This window comes from Sphingobacterium sp. HJSM2_6 (assembly GCF_049316305.1).
In the GTDB taxonomy this organism is placed as follows: domain Bacteria; phylum Bacteroidota; class Bacteroidia; order Sphingobacteriales; family Sphingobacteriaceae; genus Sphingobacterium.
Map to the genome: position 1 here is coordinate 14,981 of NZ_JBMOXB010000002.1, position 21,920 is coordinate 36,900.

17 protein-coding genes and 1 riboswitch are annotated in these 21,920 nt (G+C 37.2%); of the genes, 11 read left to right on the plus strand and 6 right to left on the minus strand.

Going from position 1 to position 21,920, the window contains the following annotated elements; genetic code table 11:
• Positions 1-18 precede the first annotated feature (18 nt).
• Positions 19-2,043, plus strand: coding sequence for an alpha-galactosidase (locus ACFRAE_RS02610; protein ID WP_422795561.1), 2,025 nt, complete (start codon positions 19-21; stop codon positions 2,041-2,043).
• Between the two features lie 43 nt (positions 2,044-2,086).
• Here the strand turns inward: ACFRAE_RS02610 and ACFRAE_RS02615 are convergent, their stop codons facing one another.
• Positions 2,087-2,446 carry a winged helix-turn-helix transcriptional regulator gene (locus ACFRAE_RS02615; protein ID WP_422795562.1) on the minus strand — a complete coding sequence of 120 codons (360 nt, stop codon included), beginning with the start codon at positions 2,444-2,446 and terminating at the stop codon, positions 2,087-2,089.
• Positions 2,447-2,516: 70 nt separating this feature from the next.
• On the opposite strand from ACFRAE_RS02615, the gene ACFRAE_RS02620 reads away from it, so the two are divergent.
• Positions 2,517-3,557, plus strand: a complete 1,041-nt coding sequence (locus ACFRAE_RS02620) for an alpha/beta hydrolase (protein WP_422795563.1) — start codon at positions 2,517-2,519, stop codon at positions 3,555-3,557.
• 72 nt (positions 3,558-3,629) lie between these two features.
• Here the strand turns inward: ACFRAE_RS02620 and uvrB are convergent, their stop codons facing one another.
• A complete protein-coding gene (gene uvrB / locus ACFRAE_RS02625; protein WP_422795564.1) occupies positions 3,630-5,660 on the minus strand; it encodes an excinuclease ABC subunit UvrB in 2,031 nt (676 codons plus the stop codon).
• 116 nt (positions 5,661-5,776) lie between these two features.
• On the opposite strand from uvrB, the gene upp reads away from it, so the two are divergent.
• The 5 genes from upp to ACFRAE_RS02650 all read left to right on the plus strand — a co-directional run bounded on the left by upp (position 5,777) and on the right by ACFRAE_RS02650 (position 9,308).
• Positions 5,777-6,421, plus strand: coding sequence for a uracil phosphoribosyltransferase (gene upp / locus ACFRAE_RS02630; RefSeq protein WP_422795565.1), 645 nt, complete (start codon positions 5,777-5,779; stop codon positions 6,419-6,421).
• A gap of 104 nt (positions 6,422-6,525) precedes the next feature.
• Entirely contained in the window at positions 6,526-6,999 is a 474-nt protein-coding gene (locus tag ACFRAE_RS02635; protein WP_422795566.1) for a ribonuclease H-like YkuK family protein, read from the plus strand.
• 59 nt (positions 7,000-7,058) lie between these two features.
• The gene (gene pnuC, locus ACFRAE_RS02640; protein WP_422795567.1) at positions 7,059-7,661 is read left to right on the plus strand and encodes a nicotinamide riboside transporter PnuC; all 603 of its coding nucleotides are present in this window, start codon (positions 7,059-7,061) and stop codon (positions 7,659-7,661) included.
• 9 nt (positions 7,662-7,670) lie between these two features.
• Positions 7,671-8,213, plus strand: coding sequence for an AAA family ATPase (locus ACFRAE_RS02645; protein ID WP_422795568.1), 543 nt, complete (start codon positions 7,671-7,673; stop codon positions 8,211-8,213).
• Positions 8,214-8,369: 156 nt separating this feature from the next.
• Entirely contained in the window at positions 8,370-9,308 is a 939-nt protein-coding gene (locus ACFRAE_RS02650; RefSeq protein ID WP_422795569.1) for a hypothetical protein, read from the plus strand.
• 182 nt (positions 9,309-9,490) lie between these two features.
• Here the strand turns inward: ACFRAE_RS02650 and ahcY are convergent, their stop codons facing one another.
• Positions 9,491-10,807: an adenosylhomocysteinase gene (gene ahcY / locus ACFRAE_RS02655; RefSeq protein WP_422795570.1), complete on the minus strand. Its 1,317-nt coding sequence runs from the start codon at positions 10,805-10,807 to the stop codon at positions 9,491-9,493.
• A 163-nt stretch (positions 10,808-10,970) separates the two neighbouring features.
• Between ahcY and ACFRAE_RS02660 the strand changes: the two genes are divergently transcribed.
• The gene (locus tag ACFRAE_RS02660; protein WP_422795571.1) at positions 10,971-11,381 is read left to right on the plus strand and encodes a BrxA/BrxB family bacilliredoxin; all 411 of its coding nucleotides are present in this window, start codon (positions 10,971-10,973) and stop codon (positions 11,379-11,381) included.
• A gap of 117 nt (positions 11,382-11,498) precedes the next feature.
• Positions 11,499-13,148, plus strand: coding sequence for an amidohydrolase (locus tag ACFRAE_RS02665; RefSeq protein WP_422795572.1), 1,650 nt, complete (start codon positions 11,499-11,501; stop codon positions 13,146-13,148).
• Here the strand turns inward: ACFRAE_RS02665 and ACFRAE_RS02670 are convergent.
• Both ACFRAE_RS02670 and lipA read right to left on the minus strand, forming a co-directional pair.
• On the minus strand, positions 13,145-14,047 hold the full coding sequence (locus ACFRAE_RS02670; RefSeq protein ID WP_422795573.1) for a hypothetical protein: 903 nt from the start codon (positions 14,045-14,047) through the stop codon (positions 13,145-13,147). The two genes, ACFRAE_RS02665 and ACFRAE_RS02670, sit on opposite strands and share 4 nt — an antisense overlap.
• A gap of 66 nt (positions 14,048-14,113) precedes the next feature.
• A complete protein-coding gene (gene lipA, locus ACFRAE_RS02675) occupies positions 14,114-14,995 on the minus strand; it encodes a lipoyl synthase (protein ID WP_422795574.1) in 882 nt (293 codons plus the stop codon).
• A 141-nt stretch (positions 14,996-15,136) separates the two neighbouring features.
• On the opposite strand from lipA, the gene ACFRAE_RS02680 reads away from it, so the two are divergent.
• Together ACFRAE_RS02680 and carB are read left to right on the plus strand one after the other, a co-directional pair.
• Positions 15,137-17,392 carry a family 20 glycosylhydrolase gene (locus ACFRAE_RS02680; RefSeq protein ID WP_422795575.1) on the plus strand — a complete coding sequence of 752 codons (2,256 nt, stop codon included), beginning with the start codon at positions 15,137-15,139 and terminating at the stop codon, positions 17,390-17,392.
• Positions 17,393-17,602: 210 nt separating this feature from the next.
• Positions 17,603-20,422, plus strand: coding sequence for a carbamoyl-phosphate synthase large subunit (gene carB, locus ACFRAE_RS02685; RefSeq protein WP_422795576.1), 2,820 nt, complete (start codon positions 17,603-17,605; stop codon positions 20,420-20,422).
• Positions 20,423-20,498: 76 nt separating this feature from the next.
• On the opposite strand, the gene ACFRAE_RS02690 is transcribed toward carB, so the two are convergent.
• Positions 20,499-21,584: a formylglycine-generating enzyme family protein gene (locus ACFRAE_RS02690; protein WP_422795577.1), complete on the minus strand. Its 1,086-nt coding sequence runs from the start codon at positions 21,582-21,584 to the stop codon at positions 20,499-20,501.
• A 211-nt stretch (positions 21,585-21,795) separates the two neighbouring features.
• Positions 21,796-21,894: riboswitch (SAM riboswitch) on the plus strand.
• The last annotated feature ends 26 nt before the right edge of the window (positions 21,895-21,920 follow it).

The window sequence follows — 21,920 nt, forward strand, 5'->3', positions numbered from 1 at the left end:
AATTAGCTTATTTAAATCATGACCATTTTCCTTAAATACCTCTTTAACACACTTTTTATCCTATTGCTATGGATACAGACTTGTTTTTCGCAGGGTCAAATTCCGATTTCTAAAAACTTAAAACTGACTTTTGAACAAGACTATTCATCCTTCAATTTGGTGGAGGGAAATAAGGTATTGCTTTCCAATATGAAGGCCGCGTTTCAGCTGAAAGGTCAAGAAAAGAGGTATGTGGCTGGAACTGATGCGAAGTTCGAGAAACTTAGGTTTAAAGATCATATAGGTTATGGTACAAAATACATTATTTCCTATGGTCATCAGGCAGATGTTGCTATTAATCAAATTTTCTACACCTATGATCAGTATAGTATTGTAATTACTCAGTTGGAACTTTTAGGAAAAAACATCAGCTCCAACCAATTAATACCTCTTGAAGCAATTGGAGACTTCCCCCTAGGTACGAATCTGTATAACCTATTTATCCCTTTTGACAATGATACATTTATAGCCTATGAAAAGAATCGCCTAACAGATCAAGATCATTACAGCGCTGAAATAGGACTTATTTTAGATGATGCCTCCCAGTCTGGCTTATTAGTCGCTTCATTGGATCAGTCACAATGGAAAACAGGTATTCGAAGTAAAGGGAATCAGCATAATTTACAGGAACTGTCGGTTATCAATGGATTTACCGATGTGGCTATAACGCGAGACTCCATGGGGCATGGATTCTTAAGTGCTGATCGAATATTATCTAGCAAAATTTTAATCGACTACAGTACAAATTGGCAAACGTCACTGGAAGGCTATGCTAAATTTCAAAGACAATTAAGCCCCAGTTATGTCGCTGCATGGAAGGAGGGTACTCCTATCGGTTGGAACAGTTGGGGCGTTATTCAAACGAAATTGAATTTTGAAAATGCTACGGCTAATGTAGATTATTTCAATCAGGAAATTCCATCATTCCGAAATGAACATGGGAAAGCCTACATCGATTTAGATTCCTTTTGGGATAATATGGTGCCTGGAGGTATGTCGGGAGATTACAGTAAATTAAAGGAATTTGTGTCTTATTGTGAGAAATCGGGTTTAGAGGCAGGGGTGTATTGGGCTCCTTTTACCGATTGGGGACATGGATCTGGACCTAATCGAAAAGCAGAAGGATCTACTTACACTTTTGGAGAAATGTGGACAAAGACGGCGAAAGGCTATCACGATTTAGATGGTGGACGGGCCTTGGATCCGACTCATCCTGGAACTCAGGCTCGAATGCGTTTTATTCTCGGAAAATTAAAGGAGTGCGGTTTTAAGATGATTAAAATAGATTTTCTTTCCCATGCAGCGATAGAATCAACAGGCTTTTATGATCACAAAATAAGCACAGGTATGCAGGCATATTCCATTGGGATGCGTTTAATTAATGATATCCTAGATGGGCAAATGTTAATTTATGCGGCGATCTCCCCATCCATAGCGAGCTATCCGTATGTTCATATGCGAAGGATAGCCTGTGATGCTTGGAAGACCATCGAACAAACGGCCTATACGTTAAACAGTGTTAGTTTTGGATGGTGGCAAACCCATTTATACGATTATATAGATGCTGATCACCTTGTTTTTACTGGAGAAAGTCCGCAAGTCAATGAAGCTAGATTAATTTCTGGTTTGGTGACAGGAACAATCATTCTTGGTGATGATTTTTCTAAAAAAGAAGATTGGCAGAAATTGTTGAATGACTACCTGCAAGATCCGGAAATTTTACAAATCATAAAGGATGGGAAGAGTTTTCTGCCTTTAGCACCAAAAGCTGATGCGCAAGTAAGTACTATTTATCATAAAAAGATAGGACAAAACGAGTATATCGCCTTCTTTAATTTCTCTAATCAGGAACAAACGATGGAGCTAAAGCTTAAGGACTTGGGGATACAGGGAAATGCTATTGTTTTGAAGGACCTATTGAGTAAAAAGAAAATGAATAGTAAAAACAAGGCCCTGATATCCTTAGATAAACATGCAGCCGTGATTTACAAGGTTATAAAATAAAAGCTATAGCTGTTTATTGATTGTGTTTTCCCTTAGGGTAAGTTTAAGGATGGTAATTTTTGTGCAGATTGCCCCAGGTTTCTAATTCCTTTAAAATAGGTAAGAAAGCTAATGCAATAGCTGACAATTCATATTCTACCCTGACGGGGACTTCTGGAAATACAGACCTCTTGATAAGATTTGATTTTTCCATTTTTTTGAGTTGAGCGGCAAGCATTTTATCTGAAATACTTGGGATTTGTTGTTTTAAATCTGAAAATCTAAGTCTATTGTTTTTTAAGTGATAGATGATGGAAAGTATCCATTGGCCACTGATTAAGTTTATGGCATATATTTCTGAACACGTTTCATTTAATAATGTTTTATTTGCGTAGTTGGTTGAACTTTCTTTAATTTTCGTCATACTCACCTTTTTGTTAGTTAATTACAAAAGGTCAACAATTTGGTTCATTATTCTTTCTGCAGTTAAATTTATGAAAATTATCAAATTACTGTATATGAAAGTCAATCAGGTTTTTTTAATTATTTTATTTTTTATTTCACATCATTTAAAGGGGCAACAGCAGATGGACTATAATCGAATAGAAAAAACGTTAAGATGGAGTTTAGAACATTCACCTAGGAGTTTGGAAATCGATCAGACTGTTTTAAAAGAACATCCGGAACGCATACATCAAGAACGGGTAGATTTTATTAAAAATAATCCAGTTGTCATACCTAAAGACATCACGGTGAAGGATCTTTTTTTTAAGAGCTCACTCGATGCTGAATTGATCCGAATCCATGTTTACCAACCAAACGATTATATTCAAAATCGTGTTATTTTATATTTTCATGGAGGAGGATATGTTTTCGGCTTACCTGAACAAGTGGATGCACAGATGTTCCGATTAGCCAGGGATTTAAAAGCCGTGATTTTATCGGTAGATTATCGTTTAGCACCTCAATATCCATTTCCTATTCCTATTCAGGATGGATATGATGCCTTATCCTGGATTATCAAAAATGGCCCGGAACAATTAAACATTAAAACAGATTCCATAACATTATTTGGTATTAGTGCAGGAGGGCATCTTGCTGCTGCAGTTACCCAGATGACAGTGGATCAAGGTTTAGCAGGAATTAAACAACAAGTATTAATTTATCCAGTTATTCATAATCGTTTAAATACTGCATCCATGAATGAATTTACAGATTCTCCTTTATGGAATAAAGGTTATGCTGAAATTGCCTGGGCACATTTTTTGGGGTCTGAGAATCTCGGAAAATCGTTAAAATATGCCGATCTGTTAAATTACGATCAGGTTTCGAAGTTACCTGAAACTACCATTGTGGCATGTGAATTAGATCCATTGCGGGATGAAGGAATCGAATATGCTTCGTTGTTATTGCGAGCAGGTGTTAAAACAGAATTATGGGTTATTCCTGGTGCTGTGCATGTATTCGACTTGTTTGAATCGAATCTTACAGAAGCATATTATGAATTTTTATTAAAAAAATTAAGCCAATCTTGAGCAGATACAGTAATAAATAGGGCTTGTTTAACCAAATAAACAAGCCCTATTTTCCAGTAAATATTCAAAAACTTATTTAGCAAATTTCTCTTCAAACGTTTTTTCCAAAGCAAACATCTCATCCCTTAATTTGGCGGCTTCAAGGAATTCCATTTCCTTGGCGGCTTTTTCCATTCGTTTCCGCACAGTTTCAATCGCCTTGCGTAAGTCTTTTTCACTCATGTAAGCGATTAAAGGATCGGCAGCAATTACGGCATTTGGATCGGGTTCTATATAGGCTTTGGCTTCTGGTTTGTAATCAGCCACGGAGGTTTGTTCCAAGATTTCCTCCCGGGTTTTACCCACAGTTCTAGGGGTAATTCCATGTAACTGATTATAGGCTATTTGTTTGTCTCTTCTTCGGTTTGTTTCTTCAATGGTGACACGCATGCTTTCCGTCATTTTATCCGCATACATGATCACTCTTCCTTTATCATTTCGAGCTGCACGGCCAATGGTTTGGATCAACGATCGTTCAGAGCGTAAAAATCCTTCTTTATCAGCATCAAGAATGGCCACTAAGGTTACCTCAGGTAAATCCAAGCCTTCCCTTAATAAATTGACACCAACTAACACATCAAATTCGCCTAGCCTTAATCCTCGTAGAATTTCTACTCGTTCTAAAGTTTTTACTTCGGAATGTATATAGCGCACTTTAATATTCAACCGAGTCATGTATTTCGTCAATTCTTCCGCCATACGCTTGGTTAAGGTGGTTGCTAATATGCGTCCACCTTCTTGAATGGTTTTATCTACTTGTTCTAGAAAATCATCGACCTGATTAACTGCTGGACGAACATCGATAATCGGATCTAATAAACCCGTTGGACGAATAACCTGCTCGACGACAACACCTTCTGTTTGTTGCAATTCATAATCACCAGGTGTTGCTGACACATAAATAGTTTGATTGGTTAAGGACTCAAACTCTGGAAAATTAAGTGGTCTATTATCTAGTGCTGCAGGAAGTCTAAATCCATACTCGACTAAGGATATTTTACGAGAACGGTCACCGCCGTACATGGCCCTAATTTGTGGTAGGGTTACATGGCTTTCATCAATTACTAATAAATAATCTTCTGGAAAATAATCCAATAAACAGAAAGGTCTCATTCCCGGTTGGCGACCATCAAAAAATCTAGAATAGTTTTCAATCCCGGAACAATAGCCTAATTCACGCATCATTTCCAAATCATAGTTTACGCGTTCTTCCAATCGTTTGGCTTCGAGCATTCGACCATCGTCTTCGAGTTGCTTTTTCCGCACCAACAGTTCCTCTTGAATAGCAAAGATGGATTGGGTAAACTTCTCTTTTGGGGTAACGAATAAATTTGCAGGGTATAAAGCCAAGGTTTCATGCTTGGAGAGGGTGCGCCCAGAAATAGGATCTATTTCACTTAATTCATCGATATCATCTCCGAAAAAAGATATGCGATAAGCATGATCTAAGTAGGCTGGGTAAACATCAATGGTATCTCCTTTCACACGGAATGTTCCGCGTTTAAATTCTGAAGTGGTTCTGGCGTATAATATTTCAACTAATTTATACAAAAACGCATTTCTACTGATGGTTGTACCTACCCCAAAACGGAATATAGACCTGGAAAAGTCTTCTGGATTTCCCATACCGTAAATACAGGATACGGAAGAGATCACGATAACATCTCTTCTTCCGGACATGAGCGAAGAAGTTGTGGCCAGCCTTAATTTCTCAATTTCCTCATTGATGGCCATATCTTTTTCGATATACGTATTGGAAGAAGATATAAAAGCTTCAGGTTGATAGTAATCGTAATAGGATACAAAGTAGTTGACTAGATTATTTGGGAAAAACTGCTTGAATTCTCCATATAATTGAGCCGCCAACGTTTTATTATGGCTGAGAATCAAGGTAGGTTTTTGCGTTTGTTGAATTAAATTAGCAACTGTAAAAGTTTTACCTGAGCCGGTCACCCCGAGTAAGGTTTGATAGGTTTCCCCATTATTTACTGCAGCCACCAATTGTTCAATGGCCTGCGGTTGATCGCCCGTAGGTTTATATTCAGATGTTAATTGAAATTTCATAGATTACCTTTCCTACTGCTAAGGTAGAAAATATTATGCCAAACCATATATCAGTAGTACTAGGGATTAATTACGGATAATATTTTGTATTTTGGTATTCAACAAGACTTTTTGTCATGATAACTATTTTAACAAAAGAGAACAGCATTGCCAATCATTTTTTGGCGGAGCTTCGGGATGTTCGTATTCAAGTTGATCGGATGCGGTTTAGGCGCAATTTGGAGCGATTAGGTGAGATTATGGCTTATGAAATCAGCAAATCCTTAGCCTATAAATTAAGTGAGGTAGAAACACCTCTTGGAGTGGCTAATACGCACTTGATAATGGAACAACCTGTAATAGGTACCATTATTCGTGCGGGCTTACCCTTTCACCAAGGTTTCTTGAACTATTTTGATCGTGCTGACTCTGCTTTTATCGCAGCATTCCGACATACGAAAAAGAGTGGAGAGTTTGAAATTCATAAGAAATATCAAAATACCCCTAACCTTGATGATAAGGTTTTAATTATCGTAGATCCTATGCTGGCTACAGGGAGAAGTTTGGTGCTCTGTTGCAAAGAGTTGTTGAGTGAATATACGATCAGAGAGCTTCATATCGCAACAGTTATTGCCTCGGAAGAAGGTTTACAACATGTGAAAGCCTTTTTGCCGGAAGCCCAAATTTGGGTTGGTGATGTGGATAATGAATTAACCAGCAAATCCTATATTGTTCCTGGGCTAGGCGATGCAGGAGATCTCGCTTTTGGAAATAAGGAATAATTATTTCCATACAATAAGTCAACAAATAATTAGCAATTTAATAATACGTAAAAACAAGAAAATGAATAAGATATCGGTAAATTTAATTAACAAAAAATCATACTATGGAATGGCAAAAATACAATGGAGAGACAATCAAATTACCTATTTGGTCTGCAGTTGAGGACACCATCCTTCGAGAGAGTCAAGCAGGTAATAAATTAAAAGTATTTATTGGTACCGACTCTCAAGTAAAAAGAGGGACAGTGGAATTCGCTACGGTGATTGTTTTTTTGAGAGAGCACCGCGGTGGATTTATGTTTATCCGAAAGGATCGTAAAAACCACAACATGTCCATTAAAGAGCGAATGCTATTAGAAGTTCAGCATTCCATAGAAACCGCCTACGAACTTTGTCCTTTACTCGATGCGCATCACATAGACCTAGAAGTGCATGCAGACATCAACACTAATCCCAATTTCCAATCCAACACCGCACTCAAAGAAGCCATGGGCTACATCTTGGGTATGGGATTTATCTTTCGGGCGAAACCTGAATCTTTTGCCAGCAGCAATTGCGCAAACAAATTAGTGCAATAGCCGGTAGAGGGTTATTTCTGATTATAATGCTATCTTTAAATACCTAAAGTATTTGAAGGATGCAGGATTTACTCGCTTCACTTTTTAACCAATTTATTCAAACTTCCGCCATCGAATGGGCTGCTACCCTAACCGGTATACTATCTTTTATTTTTGCTACACAAGAAAATAGTTGGACTTGGCCAATAGGCATCGTAAACGTGTTTTGTTTTGCCTATATTTTTATTCAACATAAAATTTATGGGGAGGCGCTATTGCAAGTTTATTTTCTGGCTACAGCAATTTACGGTTGGTATTTTTGGAATAAGCAACACCTCATAAAAGCAAAGCCTATCCTTACTTTAAGTTTTTATACCCGAATATATACCGTCATATTTACTGTCGTATTAGGGCTGCTTATCGGGTTTTTATTAGCGAATTATACGGATACTGATGTCGCATATCCGGATGGATTGTGCGTAGCGATGTGTATTGTTGCACAGTATTTAACAAGTCGAAAGATCTTGGAAAGCTGGTTCTTATGGATCCTCGTTGATTGCTGTTATATCCCCTTGTTTTTCTACAAAGGATTGTTTTTAACCTGTTTGTTGTTTGTTTTTTACACGTTTTTGGCATGGAAAGGGTATAAAAATTGGCTTAAATCCTATCATAAATTTGCGTAATATTGTTTAATGACAATTGCAAAAACGCAACCTCTTAAAATTGCTATCGTAGGACCCGAGTCTACAGGGAAGTCCAGTATGGCACAATATCTTGCTCAAGAGCTAAATACACTGAGTGTTCCTGAGTATGCTCGGTATTACTGCAAAAACCTAGAAAGGCAATATACTTTTCAGGATGAGTTAAATATGTTTTATGGACAGATAGCGTTAGAAGATGCTTTTTTGGCGATGAAACCGGAAGTATTGATTTGTGATACCACATTTTTGACTGTCAAAATTTGGTCAGATCACCTCTTCCATCATGCTCCTGAGGAAGTGTTGCAAGAGTTAGGAACGAGGTCTTATGATCTCTATTTACTCATGAATATAGACCTACCTTGGGTAGATGATCCATTGAGAGACTTTCCAAATGATCGGGCACATTTTTTATCGGTTTGGGAAAAGGAATTAGTCAATTTATCCGGGGATATCGTATTAATTTCTGGGTTGGGAGAGGAGCGTATGCAAGCAGGCTTGAAAGCTGCCTCAGACTTTTTACATCGAAACAAATAAGCGAAGAGGACGAATAGGATTTAAACTTTAATAAGTTATTGAAGATAACTGTTTTATTACCGTGATAATGTCTAATTATAGCTATAGATGAAAGTGTAAAGAAATAATTTAGGATACAAGATATTTAGAATTATCCATAACCATTAATTAACTAGTATGAAATGGAAATACGAGATTATTATGTTTATCGTACTTGTAATAAACATCGTAATAGGAGGATGTTCATCTTCTAAAGAAATAAATAAAACAAAATCTTCTTTTGAAAGGATTAAACTAGACTCATTTAACAGTTTTGATAGTAATCAATATCAGTCTGAATCTGCCGTAATATTAGAGGCATTTAAAGATGTGAGTTTCGGAATTAACACCTCTTATCCGAAACATCTATCCCCACCAATTGAACGTGATTCTAGAGAGCTTGGTTTAATTCCTTACTATAAGCCATATATGTTCAGTGTAAAAACGTTGAGCCATTATAGAATAAAAATCCTTTCTAGTGAAGGGATAAAAAAGGAGGATGTCATTTTAAATTTTAAAAGTGGATCTTCTCATTTTCCGGAAAACATTCCAATAACAGCAATTGAAGGAATATCATATACATCATGGAATGGTAAAATCATTAGCAACAAAATTGATAAAAAAGATATCAAAATTAAATTTTTGAACGATAGTATAAGTCAACTAATTTTTAAAATTCCAACGGTTAAAGTTGGTAGTATTATCGAAGTGAAATATATAAAATTTAGATATGCTTCAGACGGTATTGAAGATGAAAATTTTCAACAAGACATTCCTGTCATTAAGCAATATTATAGAGTTGCCATTCCATTATCATTTAACTACCATATTGTTAAGTTAGGAAAACACCCAATATCAAGTCTTAAAAAGGTCGTTGAACAAGAAATGAGTTTTGTGAGACCTTTAACTAAATCAGAAGGATTTGTTAACGTACCAATGACCTCACGATGGAAATTTAAATCAAATCAATATGAGTTTTCAACTGCTAATTTGCCTACAATAAAAGAAGGGTTGAGTAGTGAAACTACAGGATTAAAGTTTATTCTTCATGAATTTGATCCTACATTAGCACAATAAGTTTAAAAGAATTTGTTGATCGTTTTCCATATTATTTATGGCACAACGGGACTAACTAGTTTTTGGAAATCTAAAAGGTAAGTTATATTTAATAAGGTTAATTTTTTCCGAAAACTATATAATAACCTATAAAAAAAGCCCATCTTCAATTTGAAGATGGGCTTTTTATTAAAATCCTTATGCTAGTAACGGTATGCTTCTGGTTTATATGGACCTTCCACAGTTACACCGATATAAGCGGCTTGTTCTTGAGTTAAAACTTCTAATTCCACTCCAATATGAGCTAAATGTAGACGTGCAACCTTTTCATCTAAATGTTTAGGAAGCGTGTACACTGCTTTTTCGTATTGGTCTGTATTTAACCATAACTCTAGTTGCGCTAATGTTTGGTTGGTGAAAGAATTGGACATGACGAATGATGGGTGTCCTGTAGCACAACCTAAATTCACCAAACGACCTTCAGCTAATAAAATGATATCGTTTCCATCAATGGTATATTTATCTACCTGAGGTTTGATTTCAATTTTCGAAGCACCATAATTGTCATTTAACCAAGCTACATCAATTTCATTATCAAAGTGGCCGATGTTACAGACAACAGTTTTGTCTTTCATGGCTTTAAAATGCTCAGGACGAACAATGTCTTTATTTCCAGTTGTCGTTACTACGATGTTTGCTTCTTTGACAGCATCCGCCATTTTCTTCACTTCAAAACCTTCCATTGCTGCTTGTAAAGCACATATAGGATCAATTTCTGTGACAATAACACGAACACCAGCGGAACGTAAAGATTCTGCCGATCCTTTACCTACATCTCCATATCCTGCTACAACGGCTACCTTACCGGCTAACATTAAATCTGTTGCACGACGAATAGCATCCACTAGGGATTCACGGCATCCGTATTTGTTGTCGAATTTCGATTTAGTTACAGAGTCATTTACATTAATGGCAGGCAAATGTAAGGTTCCGTTTTTCATACGCTCGTACAAACGGTGTACTCCAGTAGTTGTTTCTTCTGATAAGCCACGGATACCATCGATTAATTCAGGGAATTGATCAAATACCATATTGGTTAGGTCTCCACCATCATCCAGAATCATGTTTAGGGGTTGACGGTCTTCGCCAAAGAATAAGGTTTGCTCAATACACCAGTTGAATTCTTCTTCATTCATTCCTTTCCAAGCGTAAACAGGAATTCCAGCGGCAGCAATTGCGGCAGCAGCATGATCTTGAGTGGAAAAAATATTACAAGAAGACCAAGTCACATCAGCACCTAGTTCAACCAATGTCTCAATCAATACTGCAGTTTGAATAGTCATGTGTAAACATCCTGCGATACGAGCACCTTGCAATGGTTTTGTAGCACCAAATTCTTGGCGTAAGGACATTAAGCCGGGCATTTCAGCTTCTGCTAATTCTATTTCTTTACGACCCCAACTTGCTAAAGAGATATCTTTAACCTTGTAAGGTACATAGGTAGTTTCTAATGAAGACATATATGATTTTTAAAGTTTCAATTGACAAAAATACTTGATAACCAAATTAATTCAAAACATTGGAGCATCTTTCATTAGAAATTGACATTATCTTGAGGATACATACTTGATAAAGGGATGATTTCGAATTATATTTGCATATTAAATCATAAAAGAAAAAGATATGTATCCAGAATATTTAGTAGCTCCAATGCGTCAAGAATTAGTTGATGCAGGTTTTCAAGAATTAAAAACATCTGCAGAAGTGGATTCAGCAATCCCTTCTGAAGGTACTGTTTTTGTTGTTGTGAATTCAGTTTGTGGTTGTGCTGCTGCAAATGCTCGTCCTGCGGCAAAAGCAGCGGTAAAAAATGAAAAACATCCAGATAAATTAGTCACTGTTTTTGCTGGAATGGAAAAAGATGCAGTGGATAAAGCTCGTCAATATATGTTGCCTTTTCCTCCATCATCCCCAGCTATGGCTTTGTTTAAAGACGGAAAATTAGTTCATATGATCGAAAGACACATGATCGAAGGTCGTCCAGCTCAAATGATTGCGGATAATTTGGTTGCAGCATTTGACGAATATTGCTAGTCGAAAAATTTTTAGATTTTGAATAGGAAAAAGCTTCTTTTAATTTAAAGGAAGCTTTTTCTTTATGCGTTATTATGATTTTTTTTCTTAGTACATTTGTAACATAGGCCCAAGAATATGAAGAAATTTGTAATCAACCTTTTTGCACTGTTTTATATTCTAACTTTTACGCATTGTACTAATAATAAATTGGTAGACCTCATTGTATACAATGCGAAAGTTTATACTGTAGATTCCACTTTTTCTGTCGTGGAGGCATTCGCTATTAATAATGGGGTATTTGTCGCATTAGGAAACTCCCAAGAATTATTAAGTAAATACGAGGCCAAAGAGAAAATAGATGCCAAAGGAAAATTCATCTATCCAGGCTTTTACGATGCTCATGGTCACTTTTTCATGTTGGCAGAGGCCTTGGATCAATTGGACCTTGTCGGTTCAACTTCTTTTGACGAAGTTATTGAACGGATTAAAGTTTATCGAGATCAAAATCCCAATAAGAAATGGATTATTGGAAATGGTTGGGATCAAAATTTATGGCCCGACAAGAAATTTCCTGTCAAAGATAGCCTAGATAAGTATTTTCCTGATTTACCTATTTTCTTGACTCGCATAGATTACCATGCAGCACTTGCAAACCAAAAGGCATTATCCATTTCATCCATCGATTCTGCTTTTCAGGTAGATGGCGGATTAATTGCCGTAAATGAAGCGGGGCTTCCCGATGGTATTTTAATCGATAATGCCATGCAATTAGTTACAAAGCATATCCCTAAGCCTCAGAATAGGGAATTGTTAGCGATGCTTAAACGAGCTCAAGATTCTTTATTATCGGTAGGGCTGACTTCGATTGTGGATGCTGGCTTAACAGAAAATCAAATCGATGCCCTTAAAGTGTTTTATAATGAAGATTCTTTAAAGATTAGAGATTATGCGATGCTGGCGGCAAGCCCTTCGGGAATAAAGGAATACCTGAAAAAAGGAACTTTTGAATCTGATCGATTGACCGTTCGTTCTTTTAAATTGATGGCCGATGGAGCATTGGGATCGCGAGGGGCATGTTTGTTAGCACCATACCAAGATGCCGCAACTACCGGGTTTTTATTGCAACCGATAGCAGAATTAGAAGATCTAGTTAAGCGAATGGCGAATAGCAATTTTCAAGTAAGTACACATGCGATTGGAGATTCTGCAAATCGTGTCATGCTCGATTTGTATGGGAAATATTTGAAAAAAGGTAAGGATAGACGCTGGCGAATAGAACATGCCCAAGTTTTGCATCCGCTTGATTTTTCTAAATTTAAAGAATACCAAATAATTCCTTCTGTACAACCTACACACGCCACTTCGGATATGTCTTGGGCTGAAGAACGTTTAGGTCCTGACCGTGTGAAAGGGGCGTATGCGTATCGGAATTTATTGGATCAATATGGTATGTTGGCGCTTGGAAGTGATTTTCCAGTAGAACATTTTAATCCTTTATATGGGTTTCATGCTGCAGTAGGGCGTGTCGATAAATCAGGGTATCCAACTGGGGGATTTCAAATGGAGAATGCGATAGACCGAGTGCAGGCCTTAAAAGGAATGACCATTTGGGCGGCTTATTCCTGCTTCCAGGATCGGATGCGGGGAAGTATTGAAAAAGGGAAAGACGCTGATTTTGTGATGTTGGAAGACGATATTATGCTGGCATCGTTAACGCAATTGAGAACCATTAAAACCCTGTGGACGGTCATTGCTGGACATACCGAATACAAGAAAAAGAATTAAACCGGCAATTCCTGGTTAGGTTGTTTATTCGCTACATAATGTAGGAGCAAACTGATGAGTAGAATAGCAAGTAAGCCAACAATTAAGAAAAAGAATAAGCTGTATTTCAAATAGTATATAGCAAGCGTATCTCGATCGACATATTGCCCCTTATAAATATTGTCAAATCCACTCTTATAAAAAGTATGTACTTTGGCCATCTCATACAGTATGTCGTAATTCTCCCCACGTGGATAGGCTTCTAAATAAGAAAAATCAGCAATATTCATTCGTTTAAAATGTGTAATGGAGCTATTTAGGAATTCCACATAATTTGCGGGCTTAGCTTCTTCCGCTGTTAGGGTTTTTTGGTAAACAAAAGCAAGCCATGCCTTCGCATTGGATTTGTATGCATCATCACGATTAAATATAGGGACGAGTAGCAAAACCTTTTGTTCAACTTTCCCAAAAGTTATTGCGCTTAATGGTTTTATGGTATTTATTGGGATTACTTGCATCCGATCGACATACCAATCCTCTACTTCAAGAAAGGCTGGTTTTTCAAAGGCTTTCAATTCTTGTACGGAATTTAAAGTAGCTACTTTCGCTAAGTTATAATGTAAACTTCTAGCAATTGGTTGAAAAAGGATCGTATTCAGTATGGGAATTACAGTAATCAATACGATAAACTTTAAATTCAAATAAGAGCTTATCGTTAGGTTGATATTCCAATTTGGAAGGATTGAACGATAGGTTAATGCAATAACCACAGCAGCAAGGCATAATGGGAATAGGCCTTTGAAAAGTAATGACCAATTAGCCTCTTTGTTAACTATTAGCAAGCTGTAGATTACAGAGGTGAGAAATATAATGCTAAGTAAAGTAATCAATAAAGAGCAAAATATTTTTTTAAATTGCATAGATAATTGGTTAAAATTCAACTCTATGATACAAAAAAATCCTTAGTTTTTCTAAGGATTTTTTTATTACTGCATATCGAATAAATGTTTTTCGGCATGGTAGGAGGATCGAACCAAAGGTCCAGATTCTACATACTTGAAACCCATTTGAAGTCCGATTTGTTTGTATTTCTCAAATTGTTGTGGAGTAATCCATTCAACCACTGGATGATGTGCTTTTGTGGGTTGAAGATATTGACCTACAGTGAGGATGTGAACCCCTGCATCGTATAGATCTTGCATCGTTTCTACCACATCTTCTTCTGTTTCTCCGAAGCCAAGCATAATGCCTGATTTGGTACGAAGGCCTGCTTCAGATATTCGGCGTAGACATTCTAAAGAACGATCGTATTTGGCTTGTATACGAACTTCACGCGTTAGTCTTCTGACCGTTTCTATATTGTGGGATACCACTTCTGGTCTCACGGCAATAACCCGTTCTAGATTTTCCCATTGGCCTTTAAAATCAGGAATCAGGGTTTCTAATGTTGTTTCGGGACTTTCTCTACGAATAGCTAAAATGGTTTCGGCCCATATTGTTGATCCACCGTCTTTTAAATCATCACGATCGACAGAGGTAATCACACAATGTTTTACTTGCATCAATTTCACCGAATTGGCTACTCGATTTGGTTCATCTAATTCAACCGCTAGGGGTCTTCCTGTGGCTACAGCACAAAAAGAACAAGAGCGTGTACATATATTTCCGAGGATCATAAATGTGGCAGTGCCTGCACCCCAACATTCACCCATGTTGGGACAATTTCCACTTTCGCAAATAGTGTGTAATTTATGCTCATCCACTAAACTGCGCACATGACGATATTCTTTTCCTACAGGAAGTTTTACTCGTAACCAATCAGGTTTGCGTTGGGTCTGATTTGCTGGAATAACTGGAAGTTCAATCATAAGACAAAGTTACAACTATTTTTATTAGATTAATTATATTGGTTTGTTTGCAAAATATCATAAAAACAGAATAGGGATATATTTGTTATCTATATGTGATTTTTTTAAGATATTTGTAATTAAATCAAACCCTTATTAATAATGATGAAAAACCAATTAATTCATGTATTGGTCCTGATTTTATTTTTTCCAGTATTACTTAAGGCACAGGATAAAGAAATTTCCTTGATCCCAAGGCCAGCTAAAATACAGGTGTTAGATGGTACCTATGATTTATCAAAACCGGTGAATCTTTTTATATCTGAAGAGTTCACAACCTTAAATATTCTTTTAAATGAAGTTCCTGATTTGAAAATCGGGGTTTCTGAAACGATCAAGAAAATCCGAAAACAGCATCAGACGGGATTACGAATTTTTAAAGCGGAAGAAAAAGATCGTGTTGATCCGACGGGTTATGTCTTGGAAATTGATGAAACGGGTGTGGCAATAAAAGCGCATCAAGTTTCAGGGATGATATCGGGAATTTATTCCTTGGTTCAACTCAGTAATTTAGAGGGCTTGGATAAGCTACCTTTTGTTCGGATTGAAGATAAACCTAGGTTCGCTTATCGGGGTTTGCATTTGGATGTTTCAAGGCACTTTATGCCTTTTAATTTTCTAAAGAAATACATCGATATGATGGCTTTGTATAAATTAAATTATTTGCATTGGCATTTAACGGATGCAGCAGGGTGGAGGTTAGAGATTAAACAATATCCTGAACTTACGCAAAAAGCAGCCTGGAGAACACATACTCAATGGAAGGATTGGTTTCAAAATGGTCGCCAATATTTAGAACAAGGTAAACCGAACGCCAGTGGAGGTTTTTATACACAAGCACAGGTCAGAGAACTGGTGTCTTATGCGAATGTGAAGGGGATTACCATCATACCAGAAATAGAATTTCCCGGGCATTCTGACGAAGTCTTGGCGGTATTTCCAGAATTATCTTGTTCGGGCCACGCACACACACAAGGAGAGTTTTGTTTAGGCAATGAAGGGTCTATTCAATTTATGAAAAATGTATTGGATGAGGTTGTGCAATTATTCCCGTCGACCTATATCCATATTGGAGGAGATGAGGTTAATACTGCTCATTGGAAAACTTGTGAGAAATGTCAGGCAGCAATGAAAGCTGCAGGACTTAAAAATGAATTAGAACTGAAGAGCCACGCCATTAAGCAAATTGTAGAATATCTACAGGGTAAACAACGTAAAGTAATTGGTTGGGATGAAATAATGGAAGGAGGTATTCCTGCAGGAGCTACGATTATGAATTGGAGAGCTGAGGAGCATGCCGTGAACGCAGCAAAAGCAGGGCATGATGTTATCTTATCTCCAGAAGAGTTTTTATATTTTGATAAATACCAAGGTGACCCAAGATTTCAACCAGAAGCTATCGGTGGTTATATACCTTTGGATAAAGTGTATGCCTATAGCCCAGCATTAGCGGGATTGCCTGACGATAAGAAAAAGCATATTTTAGGAGTGCAAGGTAATGTTTGGACAGAATACATGCCTACTTATCAACAAGTAGAATATATGTTGTTTCCTAGGCTATTAGCCTTAGCAGAGGTAGCTTGGACCGTTCCAGAATATCGTTCATGGAAAGATTTCAATAAACGTCTTCAACAGCATTATCATCTTTTGCAGAAAAAGGAAATAAATTATGCGAGACCTTCTTATGGTATTACCTATAATGTGCAATACGATACGCTAAATAACAAGAATACTATTAGTCTGTTCACAGAACAATACGAGCCCAATATTCGGTATACCGTTGATGGCTCTGATCCTAAGGCGAGTTCTACTTTGTATAACCTGCCTATCGAATTATCAAAATCCGCAACCATTAAATCGGCATCTTTTCTAGATTCTGCACGAGTAAGTCCAATAGAATGGATAGAGCTTGATGTACATCGGGCTATTGGTAAATTGGTAACGTATAAAAATAAATGGGAAGGTTATCCTGCTAAAGGCGAAAAGACACTGACGAATGGAAAAAAAGGTGGCTTGTCTTATACCGATGGGGAATGGCAAGGATTTACTAAAGACCTAGATGTCATCATTGATTTTGAACGCCGTGAGGAAATTAATTCTGTAGCAATGAATTTTATGCAGGTGGTTGGACCTGGAATATTCTTTCCGAAGGAATTTACGGTGCTTATTTCCGATAATGGAAAGAACTATCGGGAATTAGGGGTGGTTGTTAATCAAGAAGGAATTCGTGATCCCCTATTGAAATTTCAAAAATATGAAATTAAATTACCGAAGCCTGTGATGGCTAGGTATGTGCAGATCAAGGCTAGTAATACGATGAAAGGTTATATTTTTACAGATGAGATCATTATCTATTAGGGTAGGATTAGATTCTTGGCGGTATTTTATTTGATGAATAGTTCGAAGAATAAAAAAATAGAATAAAGAAAGAATATTCATCAAATTTTAAAATAAAAATGTAACTTTGCACTCCGACAAAGCAGTCGGAATACTACCCTCTCAATTAAGGCAAAGTCTGTCTGCAATGTCCACAGAATTATTTGTATTTAACATTTGAAATAAAAAATAATGCCTAGAAACACCTCCATCAATTCGGTATTAATCATTGGATCTGGACCTATCGTTATTGGTCAAGCCTGTGAGTTTGATTATTCAGGATCACAAGCCGCGTTATCATTAAAAGAAGAAGGAATTTCCGTATCCATTATCAATTCTAATCCAGCTACCATCATGACCGATAAAGTAGTAGCGGATCATGTTTATTTACTTCCACTAACGGTTGAAAGTATCGAACAAATACTTAAAGAAAGTCAAATAGATGCGGTATTACCTACTATGGGTGGTCAAACTGCATTAAATCTATGTATTGAGGCTTCGAATCGTGGGATTTGGGAGAAATATAATGTTCGAGTGATCGGTGTTGATGTTGCCGCCATAGAAAAAACAGAAAATAGAGAAGAATTCCGTCAATTGATGGTCGATATTGGTGTAGGCGTCGCAAATTCTAAAATTGCGAATTCCTTTTTAGAAGGAAAAGAAGCTGCCCAACTGATTGGATTTCCATTAGTAATTCGTCCATCGTATACTTTGGCTGGAACTGGAGGTGGTTTCGTGCACAAGAAAGAGGAGTTTGATGCAGCCTTAAATAGAGGTTTGCATGCTTCACCTACGCATGAGGTTCTTGTAGAACAAGCTGTATTAGGCTGGAAAGAATTTGAGTTGGAATTATTGCGCGACACAAATGATAATGTAATTATCATCTGTACCATCGAAAATTTTGATCCAATGGGTATCCATACCGGAGATTCGATTACCGTAGCTCCAGGAATGACACTTTCGGACAAATGTTACCAAGATATGCGTAATCAAGCAATCAAAATGATGCGCTCGATTGGTAATTTTGCTGGTGGTTGTAATGTTCAATTTTCAGTAAATCCAGAAAATGAAGAAATTATCGCTATTGAAATCAATCCACGTGTATCTCGTTCATCCGCTTTAGCTTCAAAAGCTACGGGTTATCCGATTGCAAAGATTGCAGCTAAGCTAGCGATTGGTTATAATTTAGATGAATTACAAAACCAGATTACAAAAACTACGTCGGCGTATTTTGAGCCTACTTTAGACTATGTAATTGTTAAAGTACCACGCTTTAATTTTGATAAGTTCAAAGGAGCTAATAAAGAATTAGGTCTTCAAATGAAAGCTGTTGGGGAAGTAATGGCGATAGGACGTACGTTCATTGAGGCATTGCAAAAAGCAGCTCAATCTCTTGAAACAGGTAGAGCAGGGCTAGGAGCTGATGGCAGACAATCAAGAAATTTAGAGGAGATTATGTATAGCTTGGAACACCCAAGTGCAGATCGCCTTTTCCATATTAAAGATGCTTTCGAATTAGGCGTTCCTTTGGAGTCTATAAGAAAAGCGACCCTTATAGACAAATGGTTCTTGGTACAAATCCAAGAATTGGTGCAATTGGAAGTGGAGCTTCGTCGATATCAATTAAATAACATACCTCGTGATTTCTTTATGACCTTGAAACAAAAAGGATATTCAGATGTTCAGATCGCTTGGTTATTAGGAAATACGAATGAAGATGAAGTATATGCTCGTCGTAAGGAATTAGGAATAAATAGAGTATATAAAATGGTGGATACATGTGCAGCGGAATTCCCCGCACATACCCCTTACTATTACTCAACGTTTGAAGAAGAGAATGAATCTATAGCTTCAGATCGTAAAAAAATAATTGTACTTGGATCTGGTCCAAACCGTATCGGCCAAGGAATTGAATTTGATTATTCTTGTGTTCATGGATTGTTAGCTGCAAAAGAATGTGGTTATGAAGCAATCATGGTGAACTGTAACCCAGAGACGGTGTCTACTGATTTTAACATGGCAGACAAGCTATATTTCGAGCCTGTGTTTTGGGAGCATGTTCGCGAGATTATTGAATTGGAAAAACCTGTTGGTGTAATTGTACAATTAGGAGGTCAGACTGCTTTAAAAATGGCTGAACGTCTTGAGGAAATCGGAGTTAAGATAATTGGAACTTCATTTACCGATATGGATTTAGCGGAAGATAGAGGTCGTTTCTCTGATCTATTGAAAGAGTTAAATATCCCTTATCCTAAATATGGAGTAGCAACTTCTGCTGAAGAAGCAATCAAAGTAGCAAATGAAGTAGGTTATCCAGTTCTTGTCCGTCCATCTTATGTATTAGGAGGTCAAGGAATGAGTATCGTCATCAATGATGAGGACTTAGAGAAAGCAGTTGTTAATTTATTGAAGAATCTTCCAGGCAACCATATCCTAATCGATCATTTCTTAGATCGTGCTGAAGAGGCAGAATCCGATTCTATTTCTGATGGGGATGATGTTCATATCATCGGAATGATGGAACACATTGAACCTGCTGGTATTCACTCGGGTGATTCATCGGCCGTATTACCTCCATTTAGTTTAACACAAGCGGTTCAAGATAAAATGGAAGAGTATTCCATCAAATTGGCAAAAGCATTAAACGTAAGAGGTTTGTTGAATATTCAGTTTGCGATTAAAAATGATAACGTATTCGTGATTGAAGCAAATCCAAGAGCTTCACGTACGGTTCCATTCATAGCTAAAGCATACGATGTTCCTTATATTAATATCGCCACCAAGGTAATGTTAGGAGAGAATAAATTGTCAGATTTTACTATTGAACGTAAACTTCAAGGTTATGCCATTAAAGAGCCTGTATTCTCCTTCTCGAAATTCCCAGAGGTAGATAAACAATTAGGCCCTGAAATGAAATCTACTGGAGAAGCTATTCGCTTCATAAAAGATTTACAAGATCCTCATTTTAGAGAATTATACAGTACAAAATCAATGTTCTTAAATGCGCAATAAGCATAGAACAAACTCCTAAAAAAAGCGCTGTTTCCTACGAAACAGCGCTTTTTTTAGGAGTTAATAAACCTAATTATTAAATATCCATAACGCATCGAAAGCCCACATTGTTGGTTGGGGAGTTGATTTCTCCTTTTCCACGACTTCCAGCTTTATAGCGTTCGCAATATTGATCGTTGCATAGAAAAGATCCTCCACGTTGTACTTTTTTTACGGTATTTGGCTCTTGAGGATCGTAAGAATCGGAAGGACCTTTTGGATTAGATTTTGAGCTTTGTTGGTAATAATCGGGTCTGTAAAAGTCAGAGCACCATTCCCAAACATTGCCTTCCATGTCGTAAAGACCATAATCATTCGGTGGAAATGATTTTACAGGCGCACTGGTTTCAAAACCATCTTCCTTGCTGTTGTGGCTAGGGAATTCACCTTGGTAAATATTAGCTAACCATTTGCCATTTTCTAATTTTTCAGCACCCCAATAATAAGTTTCATTACTGTGTTTACCCGCTTTGGCTGCATATTCCCATTCAGCTTCTGTGGGCAACCTTTTGCCAGCCCATTTAGCATAGGCTTCCGCATCTTGATAGGCGAGTTGCGTAACAGGATGATTTTCTTTCCCTTTTATGGAGCTTTTGGGGCCTTCTGGGTGCTTCCAATTAGCATCTGGCACATAAGACCACCATTGCAGGTGATTTTCCATTCCCTGAACGTGTTCAGGCGCTTTAAACACCGCAGATCCCGGAACTAATAATTGAGGATCTACACCAGGGAAATCACTGGGGTCTAAAGGTCGTTCAGCAACTGTTTTGTACCCAGTCTCTTCCACAAATTTTGCAAATTGTGCGTTGGTGACTTCATGTACATCAATTAAAAATGGAGAAAGTTCAACTTCATGTAAGGGTTGTGCATCTTGAAAAGTGGCGCTTCCCATCGTAAACTTTCCACCTGGCATGCGAACCATTTCGGCAGCATCTTTTCCTTTACGTACGATGGAATCCGTTGGGCTATTTTGTGCAGCTGTAAATCGTGAGGGTATACTTGTAGTACTGCATAAAGCAACCGAATCATCCGGAAATTTAGCAGACGTTTCTGTAGATTTAGAATTTGTTTGACAGGCTTGAATAAGACTTGCAAACAGTAGAAGATTGACTATTCTTTTCATTTGTTGACTATTATAGGAAAAAATAAATGAAAAATGAAAACTTAGCAACGAATATGATCTGAAGAAGATGAATGGGTTTGTTTTTAAAATAGACAGTGAATAATTTTCATCATCCGTAATTCTGCGTCCCATTATTGTGAATTTAAGCTGTCTTTCCGATTACTGTAAAAGAGTTTCTTGGAAATAAGAATTTTAATTCATACCTTAGCACCGCTTATAGAGAAAGGCAGAGGGACTAGACCCAATGAAGCCTTAGCAACCTGTCACTTGACAAGGTGCTACATTCTACCTGAAAAGGGAAAGATAAGCTGGCTTCACTAATCTATGATAGCCTTC

Bases quoted from the DNA above. Each gene is read 5' to 3' on its own strand.
- ACFRAE_RS02665 (WP_422795572.1), top strand. From the start codon at position 11,499: ATGAAGAAATTTGTAATCAACCTTTTTGCACTGTTTTATATTCTAACT.
- ACFRAE_RS02680 (WP_422795575.1), top strand. From the start codon at position 15,137: ATGATGAAAAACCAATTAATTCATGTATTGGTCCTGATTTTATTTTTT.
- ACFRAE_RS02660 (WP_422795571.1), top strand. From the start codon at position 10,971: ATGTATCCAGAATATTTAGTAGCTCCAATGCGTCAAGAATTAGTTGAT.
- ACFRAE_RS02645 (WP_422795568.1), top strand. From the start codon at position 7,671: ATGACAATTGCAAAAACGCAACCTCTTAAAATTGCTATCGTAGGACCC.
- ACFRAE_RS02650 (WP_422795569.1), top strand. From the start codon at position 8,370: ATGAAATGGAAATACGAGATTATTATGTTTATCGTACTTGTAATAAAC.
- lipA (WP_422795574.1), bottom strand. From the start codon at position 14,995: ATGATTGAACTTCCAGTTATTCCAGCAAATCAGACCCAACGCAAACCT.
- carB (WP_422795576.1), top strand. From the start codon at position 17,603: ATGCCTAGAAACACCTCCATCAATTCGGTATTAATCATTGGATCTGGA.
- ACFRAE_RS02690 (WP_422795577.1), bottom strand. From the start codon at position 21,584: ATGAAAAGAATAGTCAATCTTCTACTGTTTGCAAGTCTTATTCAAGCC.
- pnuC (WP_422795567.1), top strand. From the start codon at position 7,059: ATGCAGGATTTACTCGCTTCACTTTTTAACCAATTTATTCAAACTTCC.
- ACFRAE_RS02670 (WP_422795573.1), bottom strand. From the start codon at position 14,047: ATGCAATTTAAAAAAATATTTTGCTCTTTATTGATTACTTTACTTAGC.
- ACFRAE_RS02620 (WP_422795563.1), top strand. From the start codon at position 2,517: ATGAAAATTATCAAATTACTGTATATGAAAGTCAATCAGGTTTTTTTA.
- ACFRAE_RS02635 (WP_422795566.1), top strand. From the start codon at position 6,526: ATGGAATGGCAAAAATACAATGGAGAGACAATCAAATTACCTATTTGG.
- ACFRAE_RS02610 (WP_422795561.1), top strand. From the start codon at position 19: ATGACCATTTTCCTTAAATACCTCTTTAACACACTTTTTATCCTATTG.
- ACFRAE_RS02615 (WP_422795562.1), bottom strand. From the start codon at position 2,446: ATGACGAAAATTAAAGAAAGTTCAACCAACTACGCAAATAAAACATTA.
- upp (WP_422795565.1), top strand. From the start codon at position 5,777: ATGATAACTATTTTAACAAAAGAGAACAGCATTGCCAATCATTTTTTG.
- ahcY (WP_422795570.1), bottom strand. From the start codon at position 10,807: ATGTCTTCATTAGAAACTACCTATGTACCTTACAAGGTTAAAGATATC.
- uvrB (WP_422795564.1), bottom strand. From the start codon at position 5,660: ATGAAATTTCAATTAACATCTGAATATAAACCTACGGGCGATCAACCG.